This window comes from Endothiovibrio diazotrophicus, from assembly GCF_054657215.1.
Genome location: NZ_BAAHXB010000161.1, coordinates 1 through 9,931 on the forward strand (window position 1 = coordinate 1; position 9,931 = coordinate 9,931).

Consider the following 9,931-nt stretch of genomic DNA (forward strand, 5'->3'; position numbering starts at 1 on the left):
TCCCGACGACCCAACCACTTGAAGATCAATACGTCTGGGCGCCGGTGCGCTGCTGCTCGCCACCATGGGATGGCTGGCGCCGCTCCCGTCGGCACTGGCCGCCACCGCCACCGAGCCGAGTCCCTGCCAAGCCTCCATCGACCAACTGCTCGACACCTACCAGAAGGACGCGGCCTTCCGCGCGTTGATCGACCGCGCGCTGGCCAGCGTCCAGCCGCTGCCGGGGGTTCAACCTGATGTTCTTCCGCCTCTATCTGGACATGCTGAAACGCGACGGCTGCCTCCGCCCGGCTCGATTGGCGCACACCACCATCGAGTCGGCCCGCTTCTTCTTCGGCAAAAGGGGCGTGGGGTGGCAGCTGCTGCGGCACGGTTTCCGCTACCTGAGCCCGACCTTTCACCCGTGGCAGCGGGGGGGCTGCTCGAGCGGTATCTACGCTCTCGCCCTTGCCACCGGATGCGTCCTATACTACCACTCACATTGTATGGGTATTGGTTCCCGATCGGGGAAGGGGGCGACCATGTGTCCGCTGGAAGAGATCGATGATTGGCGCTGTCTTAGTGGCGAGGTGGCGCAAATGGAACGCCAGCACCGGAAGATTCTCGGCAGTCTGCGGGGGTTGTGCAGCGACGGGACGGCGGGGGTGGATCGCGAGCGCTGTCGACGCGCGATCACCACGCTGTGGGACTATGCCACCTTTCATTTCCTCAATGAAGAGCGGTTGATGCTCAGCTACGGCTACGACGGCCACGCCTACCGCCGCCACCTCAATGAACACAAGTCCTTCATCACGACGCTCGACGGGATGCGCCGGCGACTCGACGGCGGGAGTGCCCCGGCGGAGCTGTCGGAGGTGGCCGACGGGCGTTTGATCGCCTGGATCGAGCGTCACATCGAGGAGTTCGATGTCGATCTGGTGAGGTGGATCGAACGTTGCCGGCGGGAAGGCAAGGGCGGCGCTCGTCGCCGAACCGGGTCCGAGGCCGTGCCGGCCGGGTGAGGTTGGGGTGCGGCGTCTCTCAGGGCTCGCGAAAGAATAACTTCCTGTTTTGGAACGCCGATCCGCTCCGTCCGGCGGCGTTGCGCAAAGGGTTGCCTACAGGGAAGTCGGTATGCGGCGCGAGCAGGACGCGGAAGCCGCGGCATACGGCAAGTATGCGCCCCTTTGCGCGCCTTGCCGGACGGGCGTCTCGACGCCCCAAAACAGGAAGTTATTCTTTCGCGAGCCCTTAGATCCAGAGCCTGCGCCGAGTGAGCGCCAGCGCAAGATAGAACCCCCCCAGCGCGTAGAGGACGAGCACCGCCACATGCAGCGCCGGGTCGTCCAGCGGCAATCCGGCCACCAGCGGCCGGACCAGTGCCACTACATGGGTCAGCGGCAGCAACTGGACCACCCCGTGGACCACCGCCGGCAGGGTGTTGCTGGGGTAGAAGACGCCGCAGAGGATGAACATCGGGGTCATCACCAGGGTCTGGTAGTAGGCGAAGAAGTCGTAGCTGGGGGCCAGCGCGCTCATTACCAGGGCCGGACCGGAGAAGGCGAGCCCGGCGAGGAACACCACCGGGATCACCGCCAGCGCCTGCCACCCCTCCACCGCCCCCAGCAGCGAGGCCACCAGCAGGATGCCGGCCCCGGAGAGCAGCGCCTTGCTGGCGCACCAGAGCATCTCGCCGAAGAGGATGTCATCGAGCTCCAGCGGCGTGGTCATCATCGCCTCGTAGCTCTGCTGGGGCACCATGCGGGTGAACACCGAGTACATCGCCTCGAACGAGGCGGTGTGCATGGCGGAGGCGGAGATGATCCCGGAGGCGAGGAAGGTGAGGTAGCTCATCCCCTCCATGTGCTGGATGAAGAAGCCCAGGCCGAAACCGAGGCCCATCAGGTAGAGGAAGGGCTCGCCGAAGTTCATCACCAGCGCCGCGCCCATCAGCTTGCGCCAGACCAGGACGTTGCGTCGCCAGACGTGCAGGGCATCGAGGCGGATGCGGGGGAGTCGCCAGTGGTTCATGGGGTGGGTTCTGGTGGTATGGGTGGTTGTGGCGGGCGTCGAATCGGTTGGCTCGGTCGATGGGGTCAATCCCGTCCCAGCCATCGGAGCAGGGTCGAGCCGCTGAATCCGCTCATCCGTTGTTCACCGACCAGGATCAGCGGAACCCCCTTTCCGTTCAAGCGTTGGTAGTCCCGTTTCCCTTTCGCCGTCTTCTCGATATCGTATTCGCGGAAGGGGATATGCTTCGCGGTCATGAAGGCCCGCGCCCTCTTGCATACCCCGCACCACGCCGCGGAGTACATCACGACGCTCCGTCGGGGGCTCGCCGACGCCTTGGGCGCGCTCTCGGCCGCCTGGCCCTCCGCGGCGGCGGGGGAGGGGGTGGCGGTGGCGGCCTCGATGCTGTCCATCTGGGCACCGACGCCCGCGGGGCGTTGGTCGGAGTAGTGCCATTGGCCGTTGGCGTCCTTCCACTTGTAAAACGTGGCACCAGCGTCGACGGCGCCGGCGTAGGCGGCCAACGTCACGATCAGCAGGCGGATCATCCGTTTCATTTCACGCTCTCCTTCGTTCCGCGAATCTCAGTCTCGAAGCTCCCGCCCGGTCAATCGCAGGAAAACGTCCTCCAGGCTCGCCGGCCGGTGGAGGAACACCAGCCCCGCCTCCCCCTCCAGCCGTTCCACCAGGGGGCGGGCGTTGTCGGCGTAGGCGTAGAGGGTGTCGCCCACCGTCTCCAGTCGCGCCTCGCTGCACCCCTCCAGCCGTTCGCCGGCGCGCGTGCCGCCCGAGCGCACCTCCACCACCTCCCGCTCGCAGTGGCGGCCGATCAGCTCCTGCGGCGAGCCCTGGTCGAGGATCCGGCCGTGGTCCATGATCACCAGCTCGTCGCAGAGCCGCTCGGCTTCTTCCATGTAGTGGGTGGTCAGGAGCAGTGTCTTGCCCTGATTGAGCAGGTCGCGCAGCCGCGCCCAGATGACGTGGCGCGCCTGCGGGTCGAGGCCGGTGGTCGGTTCGTCGAGCACCACCAGTTGCGGATCGTTGATCAGCGCACGGGCGATGGTCAGGCGCCGTTTCATACCGCCGGAGAGCGCGTTGATGGTGGCCTTGCGGCGGCTGCCCAGTTCGACGAAGTCGAGCAGTTGGGCGATCCGCCGGTCGAGCGTCGGGTGGTCGATGCCGAAGTAGGCGCCATGGATGCGCAGATTCTCCTCCACCGTGAAGTCGGGGTCGAGGTTGTCCATCTGCGGCACCACCCCCATCCGCCGCCGTACCTCGCGGCCGCACTCGGGCATCGGCCGGCCGAACACCTCGAGCCGTCCGCCGCTGATCGGGGAAGTGCCGAGGGTCATTCGCAAGGTGGTGGTCTTGCCGGCGCCGTTGGGGCCGAGGACGCCGAAACAGCGCCCCGCCGACACATCGAAATCGATCCCGCGCACCACCTCGGTGGCGCCGAAGCGTTTGCTCAGGGAACGGGCGGTGACGACGGGGGTGGGCATGGGGGAAGGGTAAAGGCAAATGGTGAAAGGTTAAAGGCGCGATCCCGGTCTCCTGTAGGAACGGCCCTAACCCATATGACGGTAGCCCCCGCCGCCGCCGAAACGCTCGATCGCCGTCAGCAGTTGCGGCTTCTTCAACGGTTTGTTCAAGTGCTCGTCGCAGCCGGCGTCCAGCGAGCGCCGGTGATCCTCGCCCAGCGCATGGGCGGTGAGGGCGAGGATCGGGATGGGCGTACGCCCCTGCTCCCGCTCCCAGGCGCGGATGGCGCGGGTGGCGCTGTAGCCGTCCATTACCGGCATCTGCATGTCCATCAGGATCAGGTCGAAACGGCGCGCTTGCACCGCCGCCACCGCCCGTTCGCCGTTCTCCACCAGCTCCAGGTGGTGGGGGGTGCGCTTGAGGTAGGCGCGCAGCAGCAGGGCGTTGTCCGGGTTGTCCTCCGCCGCCAGGATGGTGAGTCCCCGGCCGCGGGCCGGCGGCGTGGCCGTTGCCTCGCGCCGCTTGCCGCTATGGGCCGCGCCGCCGAGGGCGGCGGAGATGGCGCGCAGCAGCTCGCTGCGGCGGAACGGCTTCTGCACCAGCGGCAGGCCGAGGTGGCGGGCGTGCTCGGCGTCGCAATGGCGCACGTCGGAGCTGAGCATCACCATCGGCGGCGGTCGGGGTTGGGTCAGCCGGCGCACCGCGTGGGCCATGGAGAAGCCGTCGGCCCCCGGCATGCGGCAGTCGAGGAGCACCAGGTCGAAGGCGCCCGCGGGTGCGTTCTCGACCTCACGCAAACCGTTCTCGAAGCCGTCGCGGAGGGTCACCTCGGCGCCGAGGGCGGTGAGCATCTCGTTGAGGATGAAGCGGTTGACCGCGTAGTCGTCGACCACCAGCACCTGCATCCCGGCCAGCTCCGCGGTGGCGTCGGGGGTCGCCTCCGGTGGTTCGGCGGCCTCCAGCGGCACGTTGAAATGGAAGGTGCTGCCGCGGCCCATCTCGCTCTCGAGGCCGATCTCTCCCTCCATCATCCCCGCCAGCCGCTGACAGATGGTCAACCCCAGGCCGGAGCCCCCGTAGCGGCGGGTGACCGAGGCGTCTTCCTGGGTGAAGGCCTGGAAGATCGCCCCCTGGCGCTCGGCGGCGATGCCGATGCCGGTGTCGTGCACGGCGAAGCGCAGGCCCGCCTCTCGCGGTTCCACCCGTAGCGTCACCTCCCCCTGGTGGGTGAACTTGATGGCGTTGCCGGTGAGGTTGACCAGGATCTGGCGCAGCCGCTTGGGATCCCCACGCCACCACGCCGGCAGCGCGGGGTGGACGCTGCCGGCCAGCCGCAGGCCGCGCTCCTTGGCGCGGAAGCTGAGCATCTCCACCACGTCCTCGACCAGCGCGCGCAGGTCGAAGGGGATCGCCTCCAGCTCCAGTTGCCCGGCCTCGATCTTGGAGAGGTCGAGGATGTCGTCGATCAGCCCGAGCAGCGAGTTGCCGGCGTTCCCGAAGACCTTCACGTATTGGCGCTGTTCGGCGTTGAGGTCGGTCTCGGCGAGCAGTTCGGCCATGCCGATGATGGCGTTCATCGGGGTGCGGATCTCATGGCTCATGTTGGCCAGGAACTCGCTCTTCGCCTGGTTCGCCTGATCGGCTTCGAGCTTCGCCCGCTGCAGCTCCGCCTCCACCTGTTTGCGCTCGGTGACGTCCTCCTTGACCGCGACGAAGTGGGTGATGGCGCCGTAGCGGTCGTGGAGCGGGGCGATGTCGGCGGCCTCCCAGTAGAAGCCGCCGTCCTTCTTCTTGTCGATGAACTCACCGTGCCACACCCTGCCCGCGGTGATCGTCGACCACAGCTCGTCGTAGACCCCGGCGGGGGTCTCGCCGGACTTGAGGATCCGCGGGTTCTCGCCGAGCACCTCTTCGGCGCGGTAGCCGGTGACCTCGCTGAAGCGTCGGTTGACGTACTCGATCGAGCCCTCGGCGTTGGTGATCACCACCGAGGCCGGGCTGTACTCCACCGCCATGGAGAGCTTGCGCAGCCGCTCCTCGGTCTCCTTGCGGGCGGAGATGTCGCTGAAGGTGACCACCGCGCCGATCCGCTTGCCGCCCAGCTCCACCGGATCGGCGCGGTACTCCACCGCCAGCGGCGAGCCGTCGGCGCGGGTGAAGCAGTGGTCGTCGTCGTGGGCGGGGCGGCCGTCGCGGTAGCTGACCACCAGCGGGCAGCGCTGCTCCTCCGGGGTGGCGGCGTGCTCCGGGTGGATCAGCTCGCAGATGCGCCGGCCGAGCAGCCGCTCCACCCGCTCGAAGCCGAGCAGCCGGGCGGCGGTGGGGTTGCACAGGGTGCAGATCCCGCTGCGGTCGACGACGAAGATCCCTTCGCTGGAGGAGTCGATGACCTGACGCATCTGCGCCTCCGCCTCGCGCCGCTCCTCCGCCTCCTGGCGCAGCTCCGCGGTGCGCTGCTCCACCAGTCGTTCCTGGTCGGCCCGCGCCTGGTGCAGCGCGAGGACGCGGGCGCGGATCCGCCACAGGGCCAGCAGGGTGAGGCCGCTCAGCAGCAGCCACACCACCCCGTGGATCGCCGCCATGTTGCGGCGTTGCGCCGCCACCCCGGCGAGCAGCGGCCGGGCGGGAAAGGAGACGCTGATCCCGCCGCGGACCTCGCCGATGCGGTAGCCCTGAACGGCGTGGCAGCGCAGGCAGGCCTGTTTCGCCATCAGCGGCGCGATGTAGCGGAAACGGGCCTCGGGCCCGCTGCCGCGGAACTCCGCCTCCTCGGTGAGTCCACCCTCGAAACGCTTCAGCGCCGCCCTTTCCCATGGGTCGGGGGCGTTGCCGGGATTGATCGGGTCGAGGCTGGTGAGGTGGACGCGTACCGCGCTCTGCTCCTCCACCACCGCGGCCAACTGGCGGGTCATGTAGGCCGGATTGATCAGGGTCAGCCGGGTGCCGGTGGAGGTGACCACGTCGCGTTCCGGCACCCCCGGGTCCCCCCCCAGGTAGGGGTCGGATGGGGTGGCGTCGTCGGCGACCGCATAGAGGCCGCCGTGGCGGGCGTTCCACAGCCGGGTCGCCTCGATCATCTGGAAGATGAAGCGCCCGCGGTTGACCGCCAGGTCGGTCGCCTGCTCCTCCAGGGTGGAGAGGTTGCGCTGCAGCGAGAAGCCGATCAGCGTGGTCCACAGTGCGACCGGCAGCAGCCATGCCCGACGGTCGACGAAGCGTTCTCGGAGGGGGGAGTGCATGCTGTTCCGTAGTGCTCGGCGGTGGGCTCGGGGATCGATTTCGGTTCCTGCCCCGGACGGCGGTGCTCCGCTGCCGTTCCGCTCAATATAATAATAATGGATCGGCCATTGTAATCGACCGGGGCGGTTGCCGCAGCCGACATGGCTGTAGCACCATCGCTTTTTCCGAATCGCGGGAGGGGAGGATGATGGGGGACGACGGGTTGGCCGCGCTGGCGGCAAAGGTGGGCGAGGCGCTCCTTGCCCGGGGGTGGATGGTGGCGACCGCGGAATCCTGCACCGGTGGTTGGGTGGCCAAGGCGCTGACCGACGTCGCCGGCAGCTCGGCCTACGTGGACCGCGGCTTCGTCACCTACACCAACGAGGCGAAGGAGGAGATGCTCGGGGTGCCGGCGGAGACCGTGGCGCGCTTTGGTGCGGTGAGCGGCGAGACGGTGCGGGCGATGGCCGAGGGGGCGCTGCGCGGCAGCCGCGCCGGGATCGCGGTGGCGATCAGCGGCGTCGCCGGGCCGGGGGGGGGCAGCGCGGAGAAGCCGGTGGGCACCGTCTGGTTCGCCTGGGCTACCGCCGCCGGGTGCGCGGCGGAGCGGCAGTGGTTCGATGGCGACCGCGAGGCGGTGCGCCGCCAGGCGGTGTTGCACGCCCTGCAGGGGGTATTGACGAGGCTATGAGGAACGGGGAGGGACGGCGGCTCTTTTTCGCGCTGTGGCCGGCGGAGGCCGAGCGCCAGGCGCTGGTGGCGGCGACCCGGCCGGCGGTGCGGGCCTGCGGCGGGCGGCCGATGCGTGCGGAGAATCTCCACCTCACCCTCGCCTTTCTCGGCGACGTTTCCGGGGAGACCGCCCGTTGCGCGGCGCAGGCGGCCACCACCGTGCGCGGCGAGCCTTTCGAACTCCCGTTCGAGGAGTACGGCCACTTTCGCCGGCCGCAGGTGTTGTGGTGTGGTCCGCGGGAGACGCCGGAGCCGTTGCTCCGGTTGGTGGAGCGGCTCAATGCGGTGCTCCGCCCCTGCGGCATCGAACCGGAGGCACGTCCGTTCCGCGCCCACCTGACCCTGGCGCGCAAGGCGCGGCAGTCGCCGGGTGAGTGGCGGATGGCGCCGCTGGCGTGGCGGGTGGCGGCGTTCGTGCTGGTGGAGTCGTGCCGGTCGGCGCAAGGGGCGCGGTACGAGGTGGTGGAGCGGTTCGGGTTGGGGTGACACGCGGGGCATCGAAGGACACCCTGGCAAGGCCCCTGGTCACAACGCTCACCCCTGGTCACGACGCTCTGCGTCGTGACCAGGGGCCTTGGACGCTCTGCGTCCCGCTCCGGCTACGGTGGTTGCGGTGACGGCGCCGACGCGGAGCGTCCAGGCCATGCGCCACTGCCGGCGTGAAGGCCCTGGTTACCACGCAGCGCGTGGTAACCAGGGGTGGTTTCGGTTGGCCTTGGTCTTGACATCGGATAATGGCACCTCCCGCCGGTTGCTTTTGTTTCACAGGTTGAACAAACTCCTCCCATCTCAATCAGAACGGAACAAGGCCCCGCCCGGGGGGAGCGCAATGAGCAAACAGTCCCTGAAAACCATCATCCAGGAGGCCAACCAGCGGCAGGAGGCGAGGAAGATCGCCGCGGAGAAGGGGATGACCCTGATCGAGTTGGCGCGGTCCAACGGTTGGAAGGGCGAGGTGCAGGAGTTCATCGGCGTGCTGGTCTCCTACGGGAGCCTGTTCGACGAGCGTTTCTCCGAGCAGTTGCCGAGTCTGGAGGCGCACCTCGCGGAGCGCAGCGCGGAGAGTCTGATGGTGATGACCGAGGTGGTCGGGACCCATCTGGAGGCGATCTCGCACGAGATCGAGGCGGGGATGTACCAGCCGCCCAAGCCGGCGGAGGAACACGCGGATTTCGGTGAGCTGCTGGCCGGTACGGTGGGGGACGAGGATGAGTCCGCGGCGATCGAGGTGGCTGCCGAGCCCACCGCCGGAACGCTCGCCGAGCCGCTCGCCGACGCCGCCGAGCGGGCCGATGCGCTACTCGATCAATTCACCGCCGGCTCCAGTGGGGTCGAGGAGGCGGAGGGGTTGCTGGCGGAGCTGATGGCGGAGGTCTCGTCGGACGAGGAGGCGCCGGAAGAGACGGAGGTGCCGGTGGCGGAGTCCGACGACCTGCTGGCGGAGCTGATGGGCGACGAGGCGCCGGTGGAGCTGGAGTCCGCCGCCGACGAGGAAGAGGCGCCCGAAGGGGCGTCGGAGCCCCCGCCGGTGGCGGACGAGGCGCCGGCGGAGGAGGCGGTGGAGGCGCTGCTGGCGGCGGAGGAGCCGGCGCTCGATTCGGACGCCTTCGTCGCGGAGCTGGAGGCGCTGGCCGAGACGGTGGAACCGGAGATCGTGGCGGCCGCGGAAGAGAACAACGAAGATTTCACCGCCGAGGCGGAGGAGGATGAGATGAGCGATCTGTTGGCCGAAGACGAGACCCTGCCGGAGTACCTGTCCAGCTACCTGGAGGCGGCGGAGCCGTCGGCGACCGCCGACGGCGAGGACGCCGCGGGGGAGGGGGTCGAGGACCTCCTCGCCGACGTCGCCGCCGCCGAGGCGGAGTCCGCGCCCGAAGTGGCGGAGCCCTCCCTCGCCGACATCCTGGAGAGCGGCGAGGAGGCGCTCGCCGAGTTGGCCGTGGAGGCCGCCGCCGCGGAGGAGACGGAGTCCGCTGCGGCGAGCGAGGAGACGCCGGTGCTGGTGGACGAGGCCGACGCGGTCGATGACATGATGGCCGCCATGGGGAACCTGATGGAGGCGTCGGAAGAGGCTCCCGAGACCGATATCGAGGCGCCGGTATCCGAGGCGCCGTTGTCCGAGGAGGAGCCGGCGATGGCGCCGGAGGAGGAGCCGATGGTTGAGGAAGAGGCCCCGGTGGCCGAGGAGATGCCCGAGATGGAGTCGTTGCCGCCGATCGACGAGGTGCCGTCGGAGGTCCCGTCGATCCCCGTTGAAGCGGCGCCGACGGCCGCCCCGGCCGCTGGCGAGACGGTACGGGTGGTCGCCGAGTCCTTCGTGGTGGTTCGCGACGGGATGGAACTCTACCGCGGCGGCGACAAGGGCGACGCGGCGATGGTGCTGCGCGAGGCGTTCGTCGAGCATGGCCAGGAGGGGTTGTTGTTGAAGCGGGTGGTGGAGCGCGAGATCGTGCGCAGCGAGACCGAGGAGGTGCTGATGCCCTTCTCCTTCTCGGTGGACGTGCGGATCGAC

At 68.9% G+C, this 9,931-nt stretch carries 7 protein-coding genes and 1 pseudogene; 4 read left to right on the top strand and 4 right to left on the bottom strand.

Features of this window, described 5'->3' with window-relative positions; translation table 11 throughout:
- Positions 1-236 precede the first annotated feature (236 nt).
- Entirely contained in the window at positions 237-1,001 is a 765-nt protein-coding gene (locus ACYQ2W_RS24080) for a bacteriohemerythrin (protein ID WP_459873162.1), read from the top strand.
- 229 nt (positions 1,002-1,230) lie between these two features.
- On the opposite strand, the gene ACYQ2W_RS24085 is transcribed toward ACYQ2W_RS24080, so the two are convergent.
- The 4 genes from ACYQ2W_RS24085 to ACYQ2W_RS24100 form a co-directional block, all read right to left on the bottom strand.
- Positions 1,231-2,010 carry an ABC transporter permease gene (locus ACYQ2W_RS24085; protein WP_459873164.1) on the bottom strand — a complete coding sequence of 260 codons (780 nt, stop codon included), beginning with the start codon at positions 2,008-2,010 and terminating at the stop codon, positions 1,231-1,233.
- Between the two features lie 65 nt (positions 2,011-2,075).
- Positions 2,076-2,546 (bottom strand): DUF4124 domain-containing protein, encoded by a 471-nt coding sequence (locus ACYQ2W_RS24090; RefSeq protein WP_459873166.1) that lies wholly within the window; start codon positions 2,544-2,546, stop codon positions 2,076-2,078.
- A gap of 27 nt (positions 2,547-2,573) precedes the next feature.
- The gene (locus ACYQ2W_RS24095) at positions 2,574-3,488 is read right to left on the bottom strand and encodes an ATP-binding cassette domain-containing protein (RefSeq protein ID WP_459873168.1); all 915 of its coding nucleotides are present in this window, start codon (positions 3,486-3,488) and stop codon (positions 2,574-2,576) included.
- Between the two features lie 66 nt (positions 3,489-3,554).
- On the bottom strand, positions 3,555-6,707 hold the full coding sequence (locus ACYQ2W_RS24100) for a PAS domain S-box protein (RefSeq protein ID WP_459873170.1): 3,153 nt from the start codon (positions 6,705-6,707) through the stop codon (positions 3,555-3,557).
- Between the two features lie 185 nt (positions 6,708-6,892).
- On the opposite strand from ACYQ2W_RS24100, the gene pncC reads away from it, so the two are divergent.
- The 3 genes and pseudogenes from pncC to ACYQ2W_RS24115 all read left to right on the top strand — a co-directional run.
- A complete protein-coding gene (gene pncC, locus ACYQ2W_RS24105) occupies positions 6,893-7,378 on the top strand; it encodes a nicotinamide-nucleotide amidase (RefSeq protein ID WP_459873172.1) in 486 nt (161 codons plus the stop codon).
- A complete protein-coding gene (gene thpR / locus ACYQ2W_RS24110; RefSeq protein WP_459873174.1) occupies positions 7,375-7,905 on the top strand; it encodes an RNA 2',3'-cyclic phosphodiesterase in 531 nt (176 codons plus the stop codon). Before pncC ends, thpR begins: the two co-directional genes overlap by 4 nt.
- A gap of 343 nt (positions 7,906-8,248) precedes the next feature.
- Positions 8,249-9,931, top strand: a pseudogene (locus ACYQ2W_RS24115) (hypothetical protein); the annotation flags it as partial.

What these genes read in the sequence shown, in the direction of transcription:
- ACYQ2W_RS24100 (WP_459873170.1), bottom strand. Translation starts at nt 6,707, where the DNA reads ATGCACTCCCCCCTCCGAGAACGCTTCGTCGACCGTCGGGCATGGCTG.
- ACYQ2W_RS24080 (WP_459873162.1), top strand. Translation starts at nt 237, where the DNA reads ATGTTCTTCCGCCTCTATCTGGACATGCTGAAACGCGACGGCTGCCTC.
- pncC (WP_459873172.1), top strand. Translation starts at nt 6,893, where the DNA reads ATGATGGGGGACGACGGGTTGGCCGCGCTGGCGGCAAAGGTGGGCGAG.
- thpR (WP_459873174.1), top strand. Translation starts at nt 7,375, where the DNA reads ATGAGGAACGGGGAGGGACGGCGGCTCTTTTTCGCGCTGTGGCCGGCG.
- ACYQ2W_RS24090 (WP_459873166.1), bottom strand. Translation starts at nt 2,546, where the DNA reads ATGAAACGGATGATCCGCCTGCTGATCGTGACGTTGGCCGCCTACGCC.
- ACYQ2W_RS24095 (WP_459873168.1), bottom strand. Translation starts at nt 3,488, where the DNA reads ATGCCCACCCCCGTCGTCACCGCCCGTTCCCTGAGCAAACGCTTCGGC.
- ACYQ2W_RS24085 (WP_459873164.1), bottom strand. Translation starts at nt 2,010, where the DNA reads ATGAACCACTGGCGACTCCCCCGCATCCGCCTCGATGCCCTGCACGTC.